Raw genomic sequence first — 22,483 nt, 5'->3', positions numbered from 1 at the left:
AAGCGCGCTGCGCTTCTATCTTTTTGCTTGACGCATGTCGTTTCCCAAAACCGCTGCACACTTTGGGCGACATGCATTCAATAAACAGGCGGCGAAACCACCCAGATGATTACGGCCGGCTCGGTGCCGGGATTGCGCCAGCGGTATGGCTTGCGCTCGAAGCGGAAGGAATCCCCTTCGCCGAGCCGGTGCCAGACGCCTGCTATCTCGATCTCGAAAACGCCAGAGGCGATGTAGCCGGCTTCCTCGGTCGGCCGCAGCTGCTCGCTCTTCATCTCGGCGCCCGGCGCGAAGATCGAACGCACCATCTCGAAACTACCGCCGAGATCGGGCGACAGAAGCTCCTCCACCAGGCCGGATTCGCTTGTGCCAAGCGTGCGCCGGCTGCCGGCGCGCACGACAACGCCGCGCTCCTTTTCGATCGGCACGTCGTGGCTGAAGAACAGGCTGAGCGGCACGCCGAACAGATCGGCGAAGGCCCTGAGGTCGCCGAGCGAAGGAATCGACAGGCCGCGCTCGACCTGGCTGACCCAGCCGACAGAGCGGCCAAGCTTCAGCGCGATCTCAGCAAGCGTCAGCCCACGCGTCTTGCGGAGCGCACGGATGTCGCTCGCCAGCAGGCGCTCGTCGGGTCCCTGCAATGTTTTGGGGATAGCTGGGGGCAAAAACGCTCACTTGATGAAAATCTGGAAACGAATTTCATCAGAGCTCATGTCCGTGAAAAAATCAAGCGAATTTTCATGGGCACACAAGATTTGCTTGCGCGATTTTGGAGGTTCATGCAAAGGCTCTGGCACGAGCGGCGGGTGTGGGAATGCGGGTCGGCGACCAAGGATTGAAATCTGCGCAAGGTCTTCTCCGATAGCCGGTTCGGCTTTCGAAGTGTGCGCAAAGGGACGGCCCATGCTGGAAAAAAATGGCCTGGCAGCGCAAAACGCGGCTGTTGTCGACGAGGCGATCATCTCGCGCCGTTCAGTGCGCGCCTTCCTGCCCGACATGGTCGATGACGAGACGATCCGAGCCATTCTTGGCGTCGCCGCGCGCGCGCCTTCGGGCACCAATATGCAGCCCTGGCGGGTCTATGTCGTCAAGGGCGACGTCAAGCAGCAGATCACCGATGCCATCCTGAATTCCGGTATCCGCGCCGAAAAGGCCGATTGGGACGAGTATCGCTATTACCCCACCCAGTTCTTCGAGCCGTATCTCACCCGCCGCCGCGCCAACGGTTTCGGGCTCTATGGGGCACTCGGCATCGGCCGCCGCGAGGTCGACAAGATGCGCGCCCAGCACGACCGCAACTTCGTCTTCTTCGATGCGCCGGTCGGCATGATCTTCACCATCGACCGGCGGCTGAACCAGGGCTCGTGGATCGACTACGGCATGTTTCTGCAGAACATCATGGTGGCGGCGCGGGGCAGGGGCCTGCACACCTGCCCGCAGGCAGCCTTCGCGCCCTATCACCGGCAGATAAGGCCAGTGCTCAACATTCCCGACGAGGAGATCGTCGTCTGCGGCATGGCGCTCGGCCTCGAGGATACGTCGAAACCCGAAAACGATTTCCGCACCGACCGCGTGCCGCTGGAAGAGTGGGTGACGTTCAGCGGCTAGGCCTCGGCTACCGGGGCCTTATTCCACGTTCATCTGCGCGCCATGGCCGCTGACATGGGCACCGTCCTGCGGTGTCAGTCTGAGATAGGCGATCAGCGCGCACAACGTGATGACGCCCTCGACCACGAACAGGATGCGGAAATCGTTGGTCACCGCCGGCCTGCCGCCAGCCAGGAACGACAACAGCGCCGCCGCCAGGCCGACGCTGATCGCCACCCCCAACTGCCACAGTATGTAGTAGAGCGCGCTGAAGCGGGCGAGCTGGTCGGGCGCGATGTCGGAATAGGCGAGGTTGCCGGTCGACGCCCACTGCGCCGAGCGCAGGACACCGAAGGCAAAGATATAGGCAAGCACGATCCAGACCGGCGTGGTTGCCTCTATCAAGGCGAAGCCGGCTACCATGGCAGCAACGATCGGCGTGTTGACGACCAGCACGCGGCGAAAGCCGAAGCGGTTGAGCAGGCGCGGCATGAAGACACGCATGATCAGCGAGCCGATCGCGGCGACGAAGGTCAGCGACCCCGCCTGCACCGCGCTCATGCCGAAGCCGAGCTGGAACATCAGCGGCAAAAGGAAGACGACAGAGCTCAGGCCGATCGTGTCCAGTCCGCCGCCGGTGAGGAAGGAGATGCGAAAGGTGCGGATGCGCAGGAGCTTCAGGTCAAGCAAAGGGTTGCGGGCGCGCAGGCAGTAGAAGGAAGCAAGCGTCAGGATGATGATCGCCAGCGCCAGCTCAGCCGCAATCATGCTGCCGGCGGCGTCTTTGGCCGCAAGCGAATCCATGCCGAAGACCAGCAGGACCATGCCGCTGCCGACCAGCAGGAAAGCCCGGGAAATCGAACGGCGTGCGCACCGGTTTGGTAACAGTCGGAAACAGCGAGGCGGCAAGAACGGCCGCCGCCAGCGCGAACGGCACGTTGATGAAGAAGATCCAGCGCCAGGAGATATAAGTCGTCAGCGCGCCGCCGACCAGCGGGCCGACCAGCGGTCCGGACTGGCCGGCCAGCGAAATATACATGTTGATCGTCAGCGTGCGGCTGCGCGGGAAGGTCGACAGGATGACGACCTGGCCGAGCGTCCCCATCAAGGCGCCGCCGAAGCCTTGCAGCGCGCGGGCGCCGACCAGCGTCCAGATGTCGTTGGACAATCCGCACAGCGCCGATGACGCGGCGAACACCAGCAAGGCGAAGCAGTAAACGTTGCGCAAGCCGAAGCGGTCGGCGGCCCAGCCGCCGAGCGGCATCGAGATGATCAGGCTGGCGACATAGACGGTGATCAACAGGCCGAGCTGGCTCGGCGGCCGGCCGAGGCTGTCGCTGATGCCGGGCAGGGCGGTGACCACGACATTCTGGTCGAGGCTCGTCATGAACACACCGCAGGCGACCGTCAGCGGCAGCAGGAGCAAGGCTCTGGCCGACACATCGGCGCGATCCGTGGCGCCGGCGGATAGTTCTGCGGTCATGGGGATGTTCGAACCAAACGACGATGCCGACTCTGAGACGGGAGCTTTTTGATCCCCTGGGCCGGTTGGGCCACGTTCCCCACCATGGGCTTCCATTGGAGCATTCTCTAGCGGCAGAACCGGCTGGCCTTGAGGCCAGAACGGCTGTCGGCCCTACTGAACCTCGTAGCCGACCTCCTCGCTGGCATGGCAGAGCGCCTTCCAGAACGAGCGGGCGAAGGAGCGGAAGACATAGATGTCGAACTGGTCGGTGCCGGTGCGCTGGATCTGCGCAAAGACGTCGTGATGGGTGGTCGAACGGCCGGAGCCGATCGGGAAGGCGGGCAGCGCAAAGTCGATGGCGAAGAATTTCGCCAGCACCCATTCGGCCTTAGGGCCGGCGATGCGGATAGCGGTGCGGCCATGCGACAGGTCGGTGATCGTGCCGATTGCCGGGGTTACGTCCCCGGCAAAACGCGTCGCCAGGCCCTCGGCATCGTCGACGGCGGTGAATTTTCCAGGCGCGAAACCGAACGCGGCCTTGCCGTCCTTGGCAACGCCGCCGCCGGCGCCATCGGGCAAATCTAGGCCGGTGACCTTGCGGATCGCTTCGATCAGCTGCTTTTCCGCGCCCGGCCATGCAGCCAGCTGCAGAATCGAGCCTGGCCTGATTTCGGTCAGAATGACATCGACGCCATGCTCGAAGTTGCCGTGCGAACCCGGATGGAACACCGGCTCGAGCGGCGAGAGCCGCTCGGGTGGCTGGCGTTCACGTAATTGGCGCTCAGCCATGCATGCGGCTCCCGTCCGGGTCGTAGAAATGGTTGGAGACGATTTCGACCGGCCCGAACCGCTTGCGCAGCGGATCGGAGACGAATGCCCGGGTGCCATGGCGCGCCTTGCCGCCCTCGACCAAAGCCAGCGCGATGTGCTTGCCCAGCGCCGGCGAATAGCAGCAGGCGATGATGTGGCCGATGGAATCGTGCGGATTGGCTTCGTCCAGTTCCTCGACGAGGTGGGCTCCGCCATTGAACGGCCGATTGTCGAGCGAGACTAGGCCGACCAGCTGCAGCCGCTCGGGCGCGATCAGGCCTTCGCGGTCCATCATCGCCGAGCCGATGAACGGCTTCTTCTTCGACAGCATCCAGTCGAGATGCAGGTCGCGCGCCGTAGTGCGCCCGTCAATCTCCGCGCCGGTGACATGGCCCTTTTCGATGCGCATCGTGCCCAACGCCTCCAGCCCGTAGGTGACCAGGCCGAACGGCTTGCCGGCTTCGATAAGGGCTTCCCAGACATGGGTGCCGTAGCCGGCGCCGCAATAGACCTCGAAGGCCATTTCTCCGGAGAAGGACAGCCGGCAAATCATCACCGGCACGCCTGATATCTCGCCGCGCACGATGCCCATGAACGGCAGGGCTGTGTTGTCGACCGCGGTGCCGGTGACACAGGCGGCGAGGATGGCCCGCGCCTTCGGCCCGCCGATGGCCGCGCCCGCCCATTCGTCGGTTACCGAGGTGACGTGCACTTTGAGCTCCGGCCAGATGACGTCGAGGAAATATTCCAGATGCTGCATCACCTTGCCGGCGTTGGCCGTGGTGGTGGTCATCAGGAAGTCCCGTTCGCCGAGCCGCCATGTGGTGCCGTCGTCGAAGGCCAGCCCATCCTCGCGCAGCATCAGCCCGTAACGGGCCTTGCCGACGGGGAGGGTAGAAAACATGTTGGTGTAGACGCGGTCGAGGAATTCACCGGCATCCGGTCCCTGCACGGCGATCTTGCCCAGCGTCGAGACGTCGACAATGCCGGCACTTTGGCGCGTCGCCCTGGCTTCACGGACATAGGCCTGCTCGACCGTCTCCCCGGCAAGGCCGTAGATCATTGGTCGATACCAGAGGCCAGCGGAATACATCGTCGCGCCATTGGCGAGGTGCCAGTCATGCATCGGCGTCAGCCGCTCCGGCTTCAGATCGCCGAAACGCTCGGCAGCGAGCGAGCCAATCGACACCGCGGAGTAGGGCGGGCGGAAGCGGGTCGTGCCGACTTCGGGGATCGGCTTGCCCAACGCCTCGGCCATGATGGCGAGACCCGGAACGTTGGAGTTCTTGCCCTGGTCGGTCGCCATGCCGAGCGTGGTGTAGCGCTTCAGGTGCTCGACCGAGACGAAGCCTTCGCGATGCGCCAGCCGCACGTCTTCGGCGGTGACATCATGCTGGAAGTCGACGAAGCTTTTGCCTTTCGCCTTGATCTCGAACACCGGAGCCGGATCTGGGTTTCCCGGGGCTGCTTCGACATCCGGCAAGGCTGCCGGCGCAGCCGCTCCGCCCGCTGCGGACAAGCCGGCTGCGCGGCCCTCAGTGATTGCTTCGATGGTCGAGAAGCTTCCGTTGAAAGCACCCGCACCAATCCATTGCTGATTTGGCCAGCGCTGTTGCGTTTGCTTTGGCGGCAGGAAGGCCTGGCGGGCAGGATTCCACTCGGCTCTCGCGCCAGCCTGGCTGGCGAGGTGGATGGTCGGCGACCAGCCGCCCGACATCAGCAGGCTATCGGCGTGGATGCTGCGGGCGTCACCGCTGAGCGCGCCCGAGGTCATGTCGAAGCGCTGCACCTTGAGGCCGGAGAGCGCCTTGCCGCCTTCGGTGGCGACCACGGCATGGCCGGAGAGGATTTCGGCTTCGGCCTCGGTGGCGAGGCTGCGCATTTCGGCCGAAAGCTCGGGGCGCACATCGACGATGGCGACAATAGCCGCCCCGGCCTTCCTCAGCGCCAGCGCCGAGCGATAGGCGCTGTCATTGTTGGTGAACAGCGCGATCCTGTCGCCGGGCAGCACGCCATAATCATTGGCGTAGCGCTCGGCGGCATGCGCCAGCATGACGCCCGGCCGGTCATTGCCGGGGAACACAAGCGGCCGCTCGAAAGAGCCGGTGGCCAGCACCACCGTCTTGGCGCGGATCGCCCAGTAGCGATGGCGCGGCTCGCCCTTGCCGGGCGTTTCCTTGTGGTCGGTGACGCGCTCGAGCGCGGCTAGCGTGTTGCCGTCGTAATAGCCCCACACCGTGGTGCGCGGCAGCAGGCGGACCGTGTCATGGCCTTCGAGCTGGCTGACGGCGCGCGCCGCCCAGTCGGCGGCCGGCGCGCCGTCGATGGCCTCGCCGGACCAGTTGGCCGAGCCGCCGAAACGCGGCTCGAGTTCGGCCAGGATGACGCGCGCGCCCTGGTCGGCAGCGGCCTTGGCGGCTGACAGGCCGGCCGGGCCGGAGCCGACCACCAGCACGTCGCAAAACGCGTTCATACGCTCGTAGCGCGAGGTGTCGGCGGCAATACCGGCGCGGCCCAGGCCGGCGGCGCGGCGGATGAAATGCTCGCAGAACATCCAGAAGCGGGTGCCTTTCAAGGGGCCGAAGACAGGGCCCATGAAGGTCTTGTAGTAGAAGCCGGCGGCCAGGATCTTGCCGCCGAGCTGGTTGACGGCGTTGATGTCCCAGGCGAGCGAGGGAAAGCGGTTCTGGCTGACGGCCACCAGCCCGTCATAGATCTCGACCATGGTTGCGGCGATGTTGGGCTCGCGCACTTCGCCGCGCAGCACCGTCACCAGCGCGTTCGGTTCCTCGACGCCGGCCGAGAGCAGGCCGCGCGGGCGGTGGTATTTGAACGAGCGGCCGAAAAGCGTCACGCCGTTGGCAAGCAGCGCCGAGGCCAGCGTGTCGCCGGCATGGCCGGTGTAGGGCGTGCCGTCGAAGGTGAAGCGGATGGTGCGCAGCCGGTCGACGCGGCCGCCGGTCTCGGTGCGGCGCGGGCTCACGACTTGCCTCCGGCTTTGTGCCGGGCGGCGGCATTGTGGTCGCCGCGGGCGAAACCGGTGCTGGAAATCTCATGCGTGACCGTGTTGCGCACCATCCTCAGATGGGTGCGGCAGCCGCCGGAATGCTGCCAGATCTCATTGTGGTCGCCGGCCGGGTTCAGCCGATCGTAGACATAGGCGTTCCAGGCGTCGAGGTCCTGCGAGTTGGGCTGCGGGCGCTCGCGGTTGCCGTCGCCCTGATAGGTGAACTCGATGACGTCGCGCGGGCCGCAATAGGGACAAGTGATAAGCATTTGTTTGAACCCTAATGCAGCCGGGGCGTTGCGCCCTGGCCCTTGTCGTCAATCACTAGGCCGCGATAAAAACGGTCGAGCGTGAACGGCGCGTTGAACGCGTGCGGTTCGTCTTTGGCGATGGTGTATGCGAAGCACCAGCCCGAGGCCGGCGTCGCCTTGAAGCCCCCATAGCACCAGCCGCAGTTGAGATACATGCCGGGCAGCGGGCCGGTGGTGATGATCGGCGAACCGTCCATTGACATGTCGCAGACGCCGCCCCAGGAGCGCAGCATGCGTACACGCGCAAGGCCGGGAAACAGCGCCAGCATCTCGCTCATGACCTCGTCGACGATGGGCAGGTTGCCGCGCTGGGCGTAGCTGTTGTAGCCGTCGATGTCACCGCCGTAGACGAGCCCGCCCTTGTCGGACTGCGACATGTAGAAATGACCCATGCCGAAGGTCAGCACCGTGTCGACGAAAGGTTTCAGCGATTCGGTGACGAAGGCCTGCAGCACATGGCTCTCGATCGGCATCCTGTCGATGCCGGCAAGCTGCATCACCCGTCCGGTGCTGCCGGCAACGGCCACGGCGACTTTCTTGCCGCGGATCTCTCCGCGCGTCGTCTGCACGCCGGTGATGCGGTCGCCGTCGCGCAGGAAGCCGGTGACCTCGCAATTCTCGACGATGTCGACGCCGCGTCGGTCGGCGCCGCGGGCATAGCCCCAGGCAACCGCATCGTGACGGGCGGTGCCGGCGCGCGGCTGCATCAGGCCGCCGACGATGGGAAAGCGCGCGGAGGCCGACATGTCCAGCGCCGGGACCAGGCGCGCGATCTCGGCGGTGCTCATCAGCTCGGCATCGACGCCGAGATGGCGCATGGCGTTGCCGCGCCTTGCCAGGTCGTCGAACTGGCCCGGCGTGTGAGCCAGATTCAGGCAGCCGCGCTGCGAGAACATGACGTTGTAGTTGAGGTCGTGCGAAAGGTTCTCCCACATCTTCATCGAATGTTCGTAGAAGCGGGTGTTGGACGGCAAAAGGTAGTTGGAGCGCACCGCCGTGGTGTTACGGCCGACATTGCCGGAACCCAGCCAGCCCTTTTCCAGCACCGCGACATTGGTGATGCCGTGCTCCTTGGCCAGATAGTACGCCGTCGACAGGCCGTGGCCGCCGCCACCGATGATGATGACGTCATAGGAAGCCTTGGGGTCGGGCTTGCGCCAAGCCGGCTTCCAGTCCTTGTTTCCCTTGAGCGCGTTCGTGAGAAGCGAAAGGGCTGAATATTCCGCCATTCTTCATGTCATCCCTAGAGCATGATGCCGAAAAGTGTGAAGCGGTTTTCGGACGACATCATGCTCTATATCTTTGATTTTTAGAGCCGGATGATTTCATGTCCAACAGACCTGAAGCCATCCGGCTCGGGTGCGATGCGGCAGACTATAGAGCAGGCGGCGTGCGCAAAGCCAAGATTGCGCCATGGCTTTTCGACTGGCCGACTCCCGCAAGGCGCCCAACTGTCATGACTTCGCCACGACTTGCCCCACGGGATGAGCGTCTCTATCAAGGACCGCTTTAGAAGCGGCCTTTGCCGCCCTTTGAGTCGCCACCATCATGTCTTTTCGCTTCTTTCGCCTGATCTTGGTCCTCGCGCTCGTTGCCTTGGCGCCGCATTCGTTCGGCGCGATGGCGCAGGGGCTTGGCCAGGCGCCTGCCGGGCTGGTCGCCGACCAGCAGAAAATCCTGCAGGGTTTGACGACGAAAACCGACGCTCTGGAGAAGAAGGTCCAGGAGGACGGCGTCGACGACACCACCCTTGTCGAGATCCGCCTGCAGTTGGAAGAGCTGTCGCGCGCTGCGCTGAACAGCGCGCTGGCGTTTCGTTCGCGGCTGGGAGAGATCAATTCGAGGCTCGAGCAGCTTGGCGCCCCGCCGGCTGCCGGACAGCCCCCTGAACCGGACATCGTGACCGGCGAGCGCCAGGCGCTGGCGTCGGAAAAGGCGGAGATCAACGCCGTCATCGCCGGGGCGCAGAACCTGTCGATTCGCATCAATTCGCTGATCGAGAAGATCGGTAATATGCGCAGCGAGCTGTTTCGCAGCGGCCTAACCAAGCGCTATGTGCTGTCCGATGCACTGAGCCCCCAGGTGTTTTCCGACGCAAGGGACGAATACGCCAACTTCTACAGGGCGGTGTCATCGTGGCTGAGCTTTGCCTTCAAGTTCAAGTTCCAGGCGATGCTCGCGGCGACCCTCATGGCGCTTGCTTTGGCGGTGGTGCTTCTGGTCGGTGGGCGCCGCCTGTTTGGGCGCATCTTCGAGCCCGACGCGTCGGTTGAAGATCCGACATATCTCAGTCGCCTGTCGGTGGCGTTCTGGTCGACTTTGCTGCCGACGCTGGCGGTCAGCGCCTTCCTCGCCTCGACGGTGTTCCTGTACAACTACTACAATGTGCTGCGCGGCGACATAGGCGTTTTCCTCAACGCGCTGGCAGCCGTCATCGCCATAGTGTTCTGTGTCAACCGCCTGACCAATGCGGCTCTGTCGCCCAGCATGCCGAACTGGCGCCTGATCCAGGTCGAGACCGGCCCGGCGCGTTGGCTGGTGCGGCTGACGACGGCCATGGCAGTCGTCATCGGCATCAACAATTTCCTGTCGATCGTCAACGACAAGATGGGCTCGCCCCTGTCGCTGACGGTGGCCAGGAGTTTTGTCGCCACCGTCATCGTGGGCGTCATCCTGATCCTTATGGCGCTGCTGAAGCCTTACAAGGACGCCGACGGGCGCTGGCGCCCCTGGCCGGCCTGGCTGCGCTACACCTGTGTCGCGCTCGGCCTGTTCACGATTGCGGCGGCACTGTTCGGCTATATCGGTCTTGCCATCTTCGTCTCGTTGCAGGTCGTGGTCACCGGCACCATCCTGCTCACCGCCTATATCGGCTTCCTGTCGGCGCGCGAGATCGGCGAGGAGGGTGGTTTCGCCGGCACGTCCATCGGGCGCTGGCTGAAGACCAATTCCAGCTATGAGGACACCGCGCTCGACCAACTCGGCCTCGTCGTCAGCGTCGCCATCAACCTGATGATCGTGCTGGTGTTCCTGCCGCTGATCCTGTTGATGTGGGGCTTCCAGCCCGGCGATATCCAGGCCTGGGGCTATAAATTGGCGACAGGCGTCACCGTCGGTTCGGTGACGATTTCGGTCACCGGCATCCTCACCGGCATCGTCGTCTTCATCATCGGCTATTTCCTGACCCGCTGGTTCCAGGGCTGGCTCGACGGCTCGGTAATGGCGCGCGGCAAGGTCGATACCGGCGTGCGCAACTCGATCCGGCTGGCGGTCGGCTATGCCGGCGTCGCGCTCGCTGGGCTCGTCGGCATCTCGGCGGCGGGCATCGATCTCTCCAATTTGGCGCTTGTTGCCGGCGCACTTTCGCTGGGTATCGGCTTTGGCCTGCAGAATGTCGTGTCCAACTTCGTGTCCGGCCTGATCCTGCTCGCCGAGCGGCCGTTCAAGGTCGGCGACTGGATCGTCGCCGGCGACACATCAGGCACGGTCAAGAAGATCAGCGTGCGCGCCACCGAAATCGAGACCTTCCAGCGGCAATCGGTGATCCTGCCCAATTCGAATCTCATCAACAACGCCGTCGGCAACTGGACGCACCGCAACAAGCTCGGACGTGTGGAGATCAAGGTCGGGGTCGCCTATGGCAGCGACGTCAAGCGGGTACACGCGGTCCTGCTTGAGATTGCGCGCGGCCATGCGCTGGTGCTGAAGAACCCGGAACCCTTCGTGCTGTTCACCAATTTCGGGCCGGCAGCACTCGAGTTCGAGATCCGCGTGTTCCTGGCCGATGTGCTGAACGGCGCCATCGTTCAGAACGATATTCGCTTTGCCGTTCTCGATGCTTTTGACGCCGAGCACATAGAAATCCCCTCGACGCCGCGCGCCGAGGTCAAGGTCAAGAAGACCGACGCATGGCCGATCGACGACGACAAGATCGAGGTCGAGTTCGCCGAGAAGGAGCAGGCGGAGGCCAGAGCCGCCGCCGAGGCGAAGCGGCTGGCCAAAACTGGTCGCAAGGCCCGCAAACCCGATCCCAGCTAAGGCCCCAAGCTCCTCCCAAACCAATTGCGGCATGAATGCGGCATTCAGTTGCGGTTCAGCTTGCATCTCATATAAGCTCACATGCAAAGGCGAGAATGCCTTGCGAAATGCAACAGAGGCGGTGTGGAAACACCGATATTGCAAAATGTGGAAGTCGCTCGTCGTCGCCATCGCTCTTACCGCAGCGAGTGGCTCGGCCTTTGCCGCCAGCGCGGTCAACAAGGATGCTGAGACCCGTACGCTGATCGTGACGGAAGGCGGCGGCAAGACGGAGCTGGCGCTGGCCGCCGGCGAAACCGTGGAATTCTGCCCGAACGGCTGTTTCGTCACCTTGCCCAATGGTGACCTCGAGGCCCTGACCGGCTCGGAAACGGTCGAAATCTCGGGTGGCGTTGCCCGCATCAAGTAAAGTCGGCAGGCAAATGTAGTAGAGGCCGGGCAATGCCCGGCCTTTTATTGTCCGCGATAGCGATTGCTTAACAATGACGCGGGAAATATCATGGCGCCTACCGGCTGCAACCGTGCGTTTTAACGTTCACTACGCCGTTCCGCCGCTATACCGGTGCGAAGACGCCGAAGCACGGCGCAACGGCTATGAATAGGGCAGAACGGATATGGATGCGCGGTCGGACAAGAACGCAATCCCGCTTGCGGTCGACCTCGACGGCACGCTGATTGCGACCGATCTTCTTTGGGAAGGCCTGTTCATCCTGCTCAAGAAGAATCCGCTCTATGTTTTCCTGGTTCCATTCTGGCTGGCCGCCGGCCCGGCGCGGCTGAAACAAGCGATTGCCGACCGCATCGACATCGATCCGGCCTCGCTGCCCTATCGCGAAGCGCTGCTGCAGCGGCTGCGCGCCGATCATCGCGACGGACGCAAGATCGTGCTGGCGACCGGTACGCCACGCAAGTTCGCCGAGACGATCGCCGCGCATCTGGGCGTCTTCGACTATGTGCTGGCGACCGACGGTCCCCACAACATGACCTCGGGCCGCAAGCGCGACGCGCTCATCGCCGCCTATGGCGACGGCGGTTTCGACTATGCCGGCAACAGCCGGCACGACCTCAAGGTTTTCGGAGCCGCACGCAACGCCATCGTCGTGGCGCCCGACCGCCATGCGAAGCGCTGGCAGGCCGCGCATAGCGCCGAAAGGATGCCGGCGCCGAAAAGGACATTGAAGACATTCGTCAAGATGCTGCGGGTGCATCAGTGGCTGAAGAATTCGCTGATCGCGGTGCCGATGGTGCTGTCGCATGAATACTTCAACATCAACATGATCTGGCAATGCCTGCTGGCGTTCGTCTCCTTCAGCGCCGTGGCTTCCGCCATCTACATTCTCAACGATTTCTTCGACCTTGCGCTCGACCGCAAGCATCCGACCAAACGCAACCGGCCTTTCGCCAGCGGCGCTTTGTCGATCCCGTTCGGTCTCGGCGCGATGGCGGTGCTGCTGGCGATCGGCATTGCCGCCGGGCTTCTGTTGCCGATCGAGTTCCTGGGCGTGCTCGCCGGCTATCTGGTGGTGACCACAGCCTATTCGCTGTCGTTCAAGCGCATGCTCCTGGCCGACGTACTGACGCTGGCCGGGCTCTACACGGTGCGTGTGCTGGCAGGTGCTGCGGCGACCGGGGTCGAAGTCTCGTTCTGGCTGCTCGCCTTCTCGATTTTCTTCTTCCTGTCGCTGGCGCTGGTGAAGCGCTATGTCGAACTGCGCACCACAGCCATTCCGGTGGGCGAGCGCATTGCCGGTCGCGGCTACCGCATCGAAGATCAGGAGATCGTCGCCCAGGCAGGAATGGCGTCGGCCTTCTCCTCGGCGCTGGTGCTGGCGCTCTACATGGACAGCGTCGCGGTACGCGAACTCTATCCGCATCCCTGGCTGGTCTGGCCGCTGGCGCCGATCGTGCTGTATTTGACCATGCGGGTCTGGATCCTGGCGCGCCGCAACGAGATGAATGACGATCCGGTCATCTTCATCATTCGCGACTGGCGAAGCCAGATCGTCGTGGTGATCGGCGCCGCCCTTCTGGTCGCGGGAGGCTGGTAGGGCATGGCCGGCGAACGGTACCGGAGTTTTGGCCTCGCCACGCCGGCCGCAAAGCGAGCCATCGCGGCCGACGATGCCATCGCGCTGATGCGAAGCGGCAAGGCGACAAAGAACGCTCTGCTCGCCTATGGCAATGGCCGCTCCTACGGTGATTCCTGCCAGAACGAGCCAGGTGCGGTCGTGGACATGCGGCCGCTGAACCGCATCGGCGCCTTCAATGCCGAGACCGGCCTGCTCGAGGCGGAGGCCGGCGTGTTCCTCTCCGATATCATTGCGCACACTGCACCTTACGGTTTCTTTCCCACGGTGGTCCCAGGCACCCAGTTCGTCACCCTTGGCGGCGCGATCGCCAATGACGTCCATGGCAAGAACCATCACCGGCGCGGCACTTTCGGCTGCCATGTCGAGTCTCTCACCCTGCTGCGCTCGGACGGGCGGACCTACACCTGCTCGGCAACCGACAATGCAAGGCTGTTTGCGGCGACGATCGGCGGCATGGGGCTGACCGGCCTGATCCTGTCGGCCTCGATCCGGCTGATGCGGGTGCATTCGCTCGATATCGCCGAGAAGGTAACGCGGTTTGCCGATCTCGGCGAATTCTTCGAACTGGCCGAGGCCGCCGACCAGGCCAATGAATATGCCGTCGCCTGGATCGACCAGCTTGCCGGCGGCCATGGCCGCGGGCGCGGCCTGTTGTTGACAGGCAATCATGCCGAGTATGGCTCGCATGCGGCGTCTCGCGCCGGCTCCCGTTTTTCAGTGCCGTTCCAGCCGCCGTTCAATGTGCTCAACCGGCCGTTCCTCACCGCCTTCAACGCCGCCTATCGGTGGAAGAAGGGGCGCTCGCCGGGGCCGAGCCAAACCGGCTACCAGGGCTTTTTCTTTCCGCTTGATGGTGTCGGCGACTGGAATCGGCTGTATGGCCCGAAAGGTCTCTACCAGCACCAGAGCGTGGTGCCGGAAAATGTCGCGCGTCAGACCATGCCGGCGCTGCTCGAGGCGGCGCGACGGGCCGGGCAGGGCTCTTTCCTCACCGTGTTGAAGCGCTTCGGCTCGATCCGCTCGCCGGGGCTGCTGTCCTTTCCGCGGCCAGGCTTCACGTTGACGCTGGATTTCCCCAATCGCGGCGACCGGACGCTGGCCCTGCTCAGCGAACTCGACCGCATCACGGTCGCGGCCGGCGGCGCGGTCAACCCGTACAAGGATGCGCGCATGGGCGCTGATACTTTCGCGGCCTCCTTCCCGAATTGGCAGCGCCTTGAAGCGCTGCGCGACCCGGCGTTCGTGTCCAGTTTCTGGCTGCGGACGGCGAAAAAGCTCAACGTCCGGCCAGGGCGTGTCGAGGCAGCTGAATAGATACAATCCGAATAAGTCCTGGTGAATAGATCGTAAGTTCCGTGGTTTACTCAAAGCATTGTCGTGACTTCATGAAATGTTTGCAGGTTCGTAATAGGACCGTTGCGAGTGGCGGGTGCAAAATATGAAATACATCGTCTTCATTCTGTTCACGGTCATGACCAATGCCGCCGCGCAGCTGATGCTGAAGCAAGGCATGATGTCGCTCGGTCCCATTTCGTTCGAGGGCACCAATCCGCTGTTGAAGCTGTTGCAGGTCGTTTTCAGCCCATGGGTGTTTCTCGGCCTGTGCACCTTCGTCATCTCGATGGCTTCGCATCTCTATGTGCTGTCCAAGGTCGAGCTCAGCTTTGCGTATCCGTTCCTCAGCCTTGCCTATGTCGCGGTTGCGATCTTCGCCTATTTCATCTTCCGCGAGGACCTCAATGCCTGGCGCATTGCCGGCATCGCCTTCATCTGCGTCGGCACCGTGCTGATCGCGCAAAGCGGTCGAGACTTGGGCGGGCGCGGGCATGACGACCAAACCGCTTCCATCATCCCCGACAAGACCAGCGAGATCGTTCGATGAGACATGTTATTTTCGGCGGCGACGGCTTCGTCGGCCGTCATCTTGCCCCGAAGCTTGTGGCCGATGGTGAAGAGGTTGTCGTTGCCGACATCGTCAAGAGCGACCTGACGCACTATCGCAACGTTCGCTTCGTCACCTGCGATGTCACGGATACGGCCTCGGTGGCCAACATCGGATTGAAGGCCGACGACATGGTCTACAACCTGTCGGCCAAAATGCTGTCGCCGATCCAGGTGCGGGCCAAGCGTCACGACTTCTTCTTTCCGGTGAATTTCCACGGCACCGAACACATCATGCAGGCGATGGACAAGGCCGGCGCGTCCAAGCTCGTCCACTACACCACCGACATGATCTACGGCCACACGGTCACCCAGCCGATGACCGAGGAGCACCCGGTCGCGCCGCTCGGCGAATATGGCTGGTCGAAGCAGAAGACCGAGGAGCTCGCCGCTCAATGGCGCAAGCGCGGCATGTCGATCTCGCTGTTTCGCCCGCGTCTCATCATCGGTCCCGGCCGGCTCGGGATCCTGGAAAAGCTGTTCAAACTGATCGACTGGAATTTTCCTGTGCCGATGATCGGCTCGGGCAAGAACCCCTATCAGTTCATCTCGGTGTTCGATTGCGCGGAAGCTGCCCGCGCGGCCTGGAAGGCAGGCGTGCCCAACCAGGCCTATAATCTGGGCTCCCTCAATCCGCCGCCGGTGAAGAAATTGCTGGGCGACCTGATCAAGCATGCTGGCTCGAAGTCGCTGCTGATCCCGACGCCGGGCTGGGCGGTCAAGCGCACCCTCGACCTGCTCGATCTCATGAACATGCCGATCATGGATCCCGAACAATATCTGATCGCCGATGAGGAGTGCGTGCTCGACGTATCCAAGGCCGAGCGCCAGCTCGGCTGGGTGCCGCAATATCGCGACGAGGGCATGCTGATCGCCGCCTACAGCGAATACCGCGCCAAGAAAGACGGGCTTGCCGTCACCGCAAATCATGTCCCCGCCGAATAGGTGGGACGACCAGGAGAACTCCGAAATGACCGTCATGGCCAAGCCTGAGCAGACGAACGCGCGCACCATGGTCGGCGCGCCGGCGTTGTCGCCTACCGCCATCGCCAAGCCCGACCTGATCAGCGTCGAGCAGGCGAAGGCGATGGATGTTGCGCGCATGACCGACTTGTTCAAGGCGCATCTCAATCCGGGCCAGCTGCATTTCATGAAGCTGCTCGGCTTCCACAAGATCAAGATCGAGCGTGCCGAAGGCATGTTCTACATCGACCAGAACGGCCGCAAGATTCTCGACTTCTTCGGCGGCTTCGGTTCGCTGGCCTTCGGCCACAACCATCCGCGCATCCTGGAGGCCCGGCGCAAATTCCAGGAGGAGAAGCGCCAGGAAATCGCCATCGCCTTCATGTCGCAATATGCATCGGCCCTTGCGCACAACATCGCCAAATGCTCGCCCGGCGATCTCGACATGGTGTTTCTGGGCTCGTCGGGTTCGGAAGCGATGGAAGCGGCGGTGAAGCTCGCCGAGCGCGCCGCCGGGCCGAAGAGGCCAAAAATCGTCTACGCCGAGAATTCCTTCCACGGCAAGACCAAGGGCGTGCTCGGCATTACCGATGGCCAGCTCTACCGCGCGGACTTCAAGATGGCTGAGAACACCGTTCGCATTCCGTTCGCCGATATCGAAGCGGTCGAGCGGCTGTTCCGCTCCGACCCGGAGGTCGGCGTCATAGTGCTTGAGACAATCCAGGGCGGCGGCGGCATCATCCAGGCAGAGGCGCAATACTGGCAGAAATTGCGCGCGCTCTGCGACCAGTATGGCGTGCTGTGGGTGGCGGACGAAGTGCAGTGCGGCTATGGCCGTTCGGGACGCTTCTATGCCTTCGAGCATTATGGCGTCGTGCCCGATGTGACGGCGCTGGCGAAATCGCTCGGCGCCGGCAAGGCGGCGGTCGGCGCGATGGTCGCCCGGCGCGAGGTCTATATGAAGGCCTATGGCACGCCGAAGACGGCGATGATCCATGCCATGGCCACCTTTGGCGGCATGGGCGAGGCCTGCGTCACCGCGATCGAGGGCATCAACGTGCTCTATGATGAGGGGCTGATCGACAACGCCGCCACTACCGGCGACTATCTGCTGCAGCGCCTGCAGGCGCTGAAGGAGAAGTACCCGAAGATCATCAAGGATGTGCGCGGCAAAGGCTTTATGGTCGGGCTCGAGTTCCACGACTTCTCGCAGACCTTGCCGATGGTGCTACGTCCGATCGTCAGCGTCCTCGACGACAAGCTGAAGGGCTCGCTGTCGGGCTTCGTCGGCGCGCTGTTGCTGCGCGACTATGACGTGCTCGTCGCCTTCACCGAATACAACCGCAACGTCATCCGTCTCGAGCCGCCGCTGATCTGCCAGCGCGAGCATGTCGACCATTTCGTCGATGCCTTCGATAGCCTGCTGTCGCGCGGCATCGTGGGGATCGTGAAGGATTTCGTCAAAAGCCAAGTCCGTTAAAGAAGTCCGTTGAGCGAAGTCCCGAGTCCGACAATGCTGAGCAAGTCTCCCGCCCCGCAAAACACACTCGACCGGCTGACCGCGGCCGCTCTGGCGTGGGGCGAGGGGACTTATGCGCGATGGGCCGCGCCAATCGGCGCGATCGCGTTTTCGCTCTATATCCTGCTGACAGCGTTTACCGCCTGGACGATGCCCGATGCCAATTGGGACATGCTGCCTTATCTCGCAATCGCCGAGGAGGGCGCTTACCCAGATGCGCAGGCGCTGCATGACTATGCCTACACGACGGTCCAGGCCGGCGTTTCGGCCGCCGATTACAAGGCGCTGACAGACGATGGCGGCGGCTTCCGCAGCCATATGGCGCAAAATGCCGCCGACTTCCACTCGCTGCTTGGCATGTACCGGATCAAGTTCCTCTATGCCGAGATGCTGTCGACGATGAGTTCGGTGATGTCGCCGGTCGAGGCGATGCGGGTGCTGCAGGTGGTCTCGGTGCTGCTGTTCGGGATGATCACGCTGCTGTGGCTGCGAACCGAAGGTGCGCTGGCGCTGGCGCCGGTGGCCGGCGCGGTACTGATCATGGCCGATTTCGGCGACGCGGCGCGCGCCTCGACTCCGGATCTGATGTGCTCGGCCCTGTTCCTCGGCGGGCTGTTTGCTTATGTGCGCGGCCGCGAGGCAGCGACCGCTTTCCTGCTTTTCATGGCCTTCATGGCGCGGCCGGACAACATCGTGTTCCTGGCCATTTTCGCCGTGCTGCTGCTGGTCTTCCGGCAGCGGGCGTGGGGCGCGCTGGCCGGCTTTGCCGCGTCCTTCGTCGCCTATTTCGCGATTTCGCACTGGGCCCAACATCCCGGCTGGTGGCCGCATCTGTGGTTCTCCAGCATCGAGCAGCACTACAATATGGATGGCTTCGAGCCGCCGTTCTCGGTTGGCGCCTATCTCAAGGCGTTTGCCGCATCCTTCATTCGCGCCATCAGCATCAACAGCTGGGTCGGGGTCTCGGTTCTGGCGCTGGCCGCGTGGTTTGCGCTCGGCCGCGCCGGCTTCCGGCTCGATCGTCGCGCCGGCATCCTGCTTGCAGCACTGGTGCTTGGCGTGCTGGCGAAATTCACCGTCTTTCCGATCCACGACACCCGCATCTACTTCCCGAACCTTCTGCCGCCCTACCTTTTGCTCGTCGGCCCGATCATGGCGCTGTGGGCGTCGGCAAGCCTGAATGGAAGGCGGCCCATCGCCTTGCAGGCCATACCTGGAGATAAGCCATGAGTTCCATTTCCGGCCTGGCGCGCATCGCCCTTTCGCTCGGCCTGCCCGCTGGTCTGCTGGATCGCGGGCCGGCGTTGCGCGGCACGAAATTCCTGGCCAAGGCTGCACTGAAGGCGCGGTTCAGCAGCGGGCAACCCTTCCAGATGGTCAATGTCGGCGCTTGCGACGGCGCGCTGTTCGACGACGTCACGCCGTGGCTGCACCGCATTCCGCGGGCGCGGGCCGTGCTGGTCGAGCCGATCCCGCACAATCAGAAGCGGTTGCGCGCCAACTATCCCGACACGGAACGCTTCGTCATCGAGCCGGTCGCGGTGACAAAAATCAAAGGCACGATCACCGTCCACACTTTCGATGCCGCGGCACTCGAGGCCGGCACGCTGCCGATCGAGTTCATCGGCTGCTCGTCGGTCACCGACACCAATCTGATGTCGGGCAAGAATGCCTGGGGCGAGGCCGACGTAAATTTCAACAAGTTCGCGCCGCACCTGAGGGATATCGAGGTGCCGTCGGACACGCTGCAGACGCTGCTCGACCGCAACGGCATCACGCATATCGACGCCTTCCTGGTCGATTGCGAAGGCGCCGACTGGATCGTCTTCGAACAGCTCGATCTCAAGCGCTATCGTCCGGGCATGATCAAGGTCGAGGTCGGCGCGCTGCCGGCCGCCGAAATCGGCCAGGTCGTGGTCAAGCTGAAGACATCAGGCTATCAGGTCGGCTTCCAGGCCGAGGACATCTGGGCCTTCGCCTGAGATAGATCGCCACTGGCGGCACGCCGGCGCGCCGGGTCGCGTCGCATCCGCGACGTGTCGCAAACAGGCGGTAGCTGCATCCACGTCCTCTGCATATTGTGCGCCATTCGAACGGGCGCGGACGCGTCGCTTTATCCCCTTGGAGTCGCGGGCAATGGCAGAGTTTCCGAAACAGGCGAAGGTCGTCATCGTCGGCCTGGGTGGCATTGTCGGCGCGTCGATCGCGCATCATCTGATCGAGCGCGGCTGGACCGACATTGTCGGCATCGACAAGTCGGGCATCCCGACCGATATCGGCTCGACCGCGCATGCCTCGGACTTCTGCTACACCACGAGCCATGATTTCCTGTCGTGCTGGACGACGCTCTACTCGATCGATTTCTACGAAAAGATGGGCCATTACGCCCGCATCGGCGGTCTCGAAGTGGCGCGCGTCGGCGACGACAGCCGCATGGACGAGATCAAGCGCAAGATCGCCTCGGCCAAATCCTTCGGCACCCGCGCCCGGCTGATCGAACCGGCCGAGATCAAGGAAAAATTCCCGCTGATCGAAGAGTCCATGGTGCAGGGCGGCCTGTGGGATCCGGACGCCGGCCTGGTCATCCCGCGCTCGCAGACTGTCGCCGGCAAGCTGGTCGACCAGGCGGAAGCGTCGGGCAAGTTGAAGTCCTTCGCCAACACGCCGGCCAAATCTCTCATCGTCGAGGAGGGCCGCATCAAGGGCGTCGTCACCGACCGCGGCACGATCATGGCCGATTATGTCATCGTCTGCGCCGGCATCTGGGGCCGGCTGATCGCCGAGATGGTCGGCGAAGACCTGCCGGTCATGCCGATCGACCATCCGCTGACGTTCTTCGGGCCTTACAATCAATTCGCCGGCACCGGCAAGGAGATCGGCTGGCCGCTGCTGCGCGACCAGGGTAATTCGGCCTATATGCGCGACACCGGCGACCCCAGGACCGCCGAAGGCGGCCAGATCGAATGGGGTTACTACGAAGAGACCAATCCGCGTCTTTGCCATCCGCGCGATTTGCTGGAAAAGGATCAGGCGCGGCTGTCGCCGTCGCAGCGCGATCTCGACATGGAGCAGATCCTGGCGCCGCTGGAGCGCGCCATGGAACTGACGCCGATCCTGGGCGAACTCGGCTACAACGAAAGCCATTCCTTCAACGGCCTGTTGCAGGTGACCGCCGATGGCGGCCCGTCCATGGGCGAGAGCCAGAAGGTGAGGGGCCTCTGGTACGCCGTCGCCATCTGGGTCAAGGACGGCCCCGGCATGGGCAAGCTGATCGCCGACTGGATGACGGACGGCCGCACGGAAATCGACCATCACGCCATCGACTATGCGCGCTTCTATCCGCACCAGACGAAAGAGCAGTTCATCTGGGATCGCTGCACCGAGACGGCGATGAAGGTCTACAATCCGGCGGTGCATCCGCGCGAGCCGTTCTCCAAAGGCCGCAACATCCGCCGCTCGCCGTTCTGGGAGCGCGAGAAGGAGCTTGGCGGTTACTTCATGGAGCTGGGCGGTTGGGAGCGCGCGCATGGCTATGCCGCCAACGAGCATCTGCTGGAGAAGTATGGCAACCGGGTTCCCATACGTGAGAACGAGTGGGACAATCGCCATTTCTGGCGGGTGTCCAATGCCGAGCACCTGGCGATGAGCGAGGATTGCGGCATCGTCAACCTCTCGCATTTCTCGATGTACGACATCGAAGGGCCGGATCATGTCGCGCTGCTGGAGTGGCTGTGCGCGGCCAAGATCGGTGGCGACAACAACATCGGCAAGGGTATCTACACCCACTTCCTCGACGAGGAAGGCATGGTGCGCGCCGACTTCACCGTCATCCGCATGGCCGACCGCTGCCGTCTGATCGACGGTGCCGACGCCGGCCCGCGCGACTTCCGCTACATGCAGCGCACCGCGCAGGACAAAGGCTTTGACGTCACCATCACCGACGTGACGGAAAAATATGTCACCATCGGCATCTGGGGACCGAACGCCCGCACGACACTGCGGAAAGTGGTCGAAAATCCGGATGGTCTCTCGCTCGAGAACTTCCCGTTCGCGGCGATCAAGCCGGTCAGGATCGGCGGCAAGGACGTCACCGCCTTCCGCATCTCTTATGTCGGCGAGCAGGGCTGGGAACTGCATATGCGTTACGAAGACGGCCTGGCCGTTTGGGACGCGCTGCGCTCGACCGGGGTCATGCCGTTCGGCGTCGAGACCTATGCCAACACCCGGCGCATGGAAAAGAGCCTGCGCCTGCAGAACGCCGACCTGTTGACCGAGTACAATCTGCTCGAGGCCGACCTTGCCCGACCGAAGGTCAAGGAGAACGATTTCTGCGGCAAGGCAAAACATGTCGAATACCGCGCCCGCGAGCACCAGCCGGCGATCCTGTGCACGCTGGTGATGACGGAAAACGTCGATTCGAAGGGTGTTGCCCGCTATCCCGTCGGCATCATGCCGGTGATGGATCCGAAGACCGGCGAGACGCTGGTCGACGAACTCGGCCGCCGCTCCTTCACCACATCGATGGCCTACGGCCCGACCATCGGCAAGAACATCGGCCTCGCCTATCTGCCCTGGGCCCATGCCCAGGAGGGCCGCAAGTTTGCCATCGAATATTTCGGCGAGACCTACCCGGTCGAGGTGGCTGCCGTCGGCTACAAGCCGCTCTACGATCCAGAGAATCTGAAGCCGAGGAGTTGAGCTTCATCGGTTCCAACCAACATATCGAAAAGCCGGCACCTCGCCGGGCTTTTT

The 22,483-nt window shown here is 63.3% G+C and carries 18 protein-coding genes; 11 read left to right on the top strand and 7 right to left on the bottom strand.

Annotated elements, in window-relative coordinates; all coding sequences use genetic code 11:
• Positions 1 to 77: 77 nt before the first annotated feature.
• Positions 78 to 620, bottom strand: a complete 543-nt coding sequence (locus AC3EML_RS23680; protein WP_352520570.1) for a helix-turn-helix domain-containing protein — start codon at positions 618 to 620, stop codon at positions 78 to 80.
• A 283-nt stretch (positions 621 to 903) separates the two neighbouring features.
• On the opposite strand from AC3EML_RS23680, the gene AC3EML_RS23675 reads away from it, so the two are divergent.
• A complete protein-coding gene (locus AC3EML_RS23675) occupies positions 904 to 1,608 on the top strand; it encodes a nitroreductase (protein ID WP_023698305.1) in 705 nt (234 codons plus the stop codon).
• 18 nt (positions 1,609 to 1,626) lie between these two features.
• Here the strand turns inward: AC3EML_RS23675 and AC3EML_RS23670 are convergent, their stop codons facing one another.
• The 6 genes from AC3EML_RS23670 to AC3EML_RS23645 form a co-directional block, all read right to left on the bottom strand.
• Positions 1,627 to 2,412 (bottom strand): MFS transporter, encoded by a 786-nt coding sequence (locus AC3EML_RS23670; RefSeq protein ID WP_352520546.1) that lies wholly within the window; start codon positions 2,410 to 2,412, stop codon positions 1,627 to 1,629.
• Positions 2,342 to 3,070 carry an MFS transporter gene (locus tag AC3EML_RS23665; RefSeq protein WP_352520545.1) on the bottom strand — a complete coding sequence of 243 codons (729 nt, stop codon included), beginning with the start codon at positions 3,068 to 3,070 and terminating at the stop codon, positions 2,342 to 2,344. The genes AC3EML_RS23670 and AC3EML_RS23665 overlap by 71 nt, the downstream gene beginning before the upstream one ends.
• A 153-nt stretch (positions 3,071 to 3,223) precedes the next feature.
• Positions 3,224 to 3,841, bottom strand: coding sequence for a sarcosine oxidase subunit gamma (locus AC3EML_RS23660; RefSeq protein ID WP_352520544.1), 618 nt, complete (start codon positions 3,839 to 3,841; stop codon positions 3,224 to 3,226).
• Positions 3,834 to 6,845 (bottom strand): sarcosine oxidase subunit alpha, encoded by a 3,012-nt coding sequence (locus AC3EML_RS23655; protein WP_352520543.1) that lies wholly within the window; start codon positions 6,843 to 6,845, stop codon positions 3,834 to 3,836. The genes AC3EML_RS23660 and AC3EML_RS23655 overlap by 8 nt, the downstream gene beginning before the upstream one ends.
• Complete coding sequence (locus tag AC3EML_RS23650; RefSeq protein WP_023670367.1) at positions 6,842 to 7,138, bottom strand: sarcosine oxidase subunit delta; 297 nt, start codon at positions 7,136 to 7,138, stop codon at positions 6,842 to 6,844. The genes AC3EML_RS23655 and AC3EML_RS23650 overlap by 4 nt, the downstream gene beginning before the upstream one ends.
• An 11-nt stretch (positions 7,139 to 7,149) precedes the next feature.
• On the bottom strand, positions 7,150 to 8,409 hold the full coding sequence (locus AC3EML_RS23645; protein ID WP_023670368.1) for a sarcosine oxidase subunit beta family protein: 1,260 nt from the start codon (positions 8,407 to 8,409) through the stop codon (positions 7,150 to 7,152).
• Between the two features lie 319 nt (positions 8,410 to 8,728).
• On the opposite strand from AC3EML_RS23645, the gene AC3EML_RS23640 reads away from it, so the two are divergent.
• The 10 genes from AC3EML_RS23640 to AC3EML_RS23595 all read left to right on the top strand — a co-directional run bounded on the left by AC3EML_RS23640 (position 8,729) and on the right by AC3EML_RS23595 (position 22,429).
• Positions 8,729 to 11,218 (top strand): mechanosensitive ion channel family protein, encoded by a 2,490-nt coding sequence (locus AC3EML_RS23640; RefSeq protein WP_352520542.1) that lies wholly within the window; start codon positions 8,729 to 8,731, stop codon positions 11,216 to 11,218.
• Between the two features lie 145 nt (positions 11,219 to 11,363).
• Positions 11,364 to 11,627, top strand: coding sequence for a hypothetical protein (locus AC3EML_RS23635; RefSeq protein ID WP_023670370.1), 264 nt, complete (start codon positions 11,364 to 11,366; stop codon positions 11,625 to 11,627).
• A gap of 205 nt (positions 11,628 to 11,832) precedes the next feature.
• A complete protein-coding gene (locus AC3EML_RS23630; RefSeq protein WP_023699267.1) occupies positions 11,833 to 13,266 on the top strand; it encodes a UbiA family prenyltransferase in 1,434 nt (477 codons plus the stop codon).
• A gap of 3 nt (positions 13,267 to 13,269) precedes the next feature.
• Positions 13,270 to 14,622: an FAD-binding oxidoreductase gene (locus AC3EML_RS23625; RefSeq protein ID WP_023733774.1), complete on the top strand. Its 1,353-nt coding sequence runs from the start codon at positions 13,270 to 13,272 to the stop codon at positions 14,620 to 14,622.
• A 124-nt stretch (positions 14,623 to 14,746) separates the two neighbouring features.
• The gene (locus tag AC3EML_RS23620; protein ID WP_023699265.1) at positions 14,747 to 15,190 is read left to right on the top strand and encodes an EamA family transporter; all 444 of its coding nucleotides are present in this window, start codon (positions 14,747 to 14,749) and stop codon (positions 15,188 to 15,190) included.
• Entirely contained in the window at positions 15,187 to 16,194 is a 1,008-nt protein-coding gene (locus AC3EML_RS23615) for an NAD-dependent epimerase/dehydratase family protein (protein WP_023741596.1), read from the top strand. The genes AC3EML_RS23620 and AC3EML_RS23615 overlap by 4 nt, the downstream gene beginning before the upstream one ends.
• Positions 16,195 to 16,261: 67 nt before the next feature.
• The gene (locus tag AC3EML_RS23610; protein ID WP_352520569.1) at positions 16,262 to 17,692 is read left to right on the top strand and encodes an aspartate aminotransferase family protein; all 1,431 of its coding nucleotides are present in this window, start codon (positions 16,262 to 16,264) and stop codon (positions 17,690 to 17,692) included.
• A 33-nt stretch (positions 17,693 to 17,725) separates the two neighbouring features.
• Positions 17,726 to 18,961 (top strand): hypothetical protein, encoded by a 1,236-nt coding sequence (locus tag AC3EML_RS23605; RefSeq protein WP_352520541.1) that lies wholly within the window; start codon positions 17,726 to 17,728, stop codon positions 18,959 to 18,961.
• The gene (locus AC3EML_RS23600; RefSeq protein WP_023741594.1) at positions 18,958 to 19,713 is read left to right on the top strand and encodes an FkbM family methyltransferase; all 756 of its coding nucleotides are present in this window, start codon (positions 18,958 to 18,960) and stop codon (positions 19,711 to 19,713) included. The genes AC3EML_RS23605 and AC3EML_RS23600 overlap by 4 nt, the downstream gene beginning before the upstream one ends.
• 154 nt (positions 19,714 to 19,867) lie before the next feature.
• A complete protein-coding gene (locus tag AC3EML_RS23595; protein WP_352520540.1) occupies positions 19,868 to 22,429 on the top strand; it encodes a GcvT family protein in 2,562 nt (853 codons plus the stop codon).
• Positions 22,430 to 22,483: the final 54 nt, after the last annotated feature.

It is taken from the genome of Mesorhizobium sp. P170090 (assembly GCF_057786115.1).
Note: the sequence above shows the minus strand (reverse complement) of the source record. Positions and strands in the feature narration are given on the sequence as shown.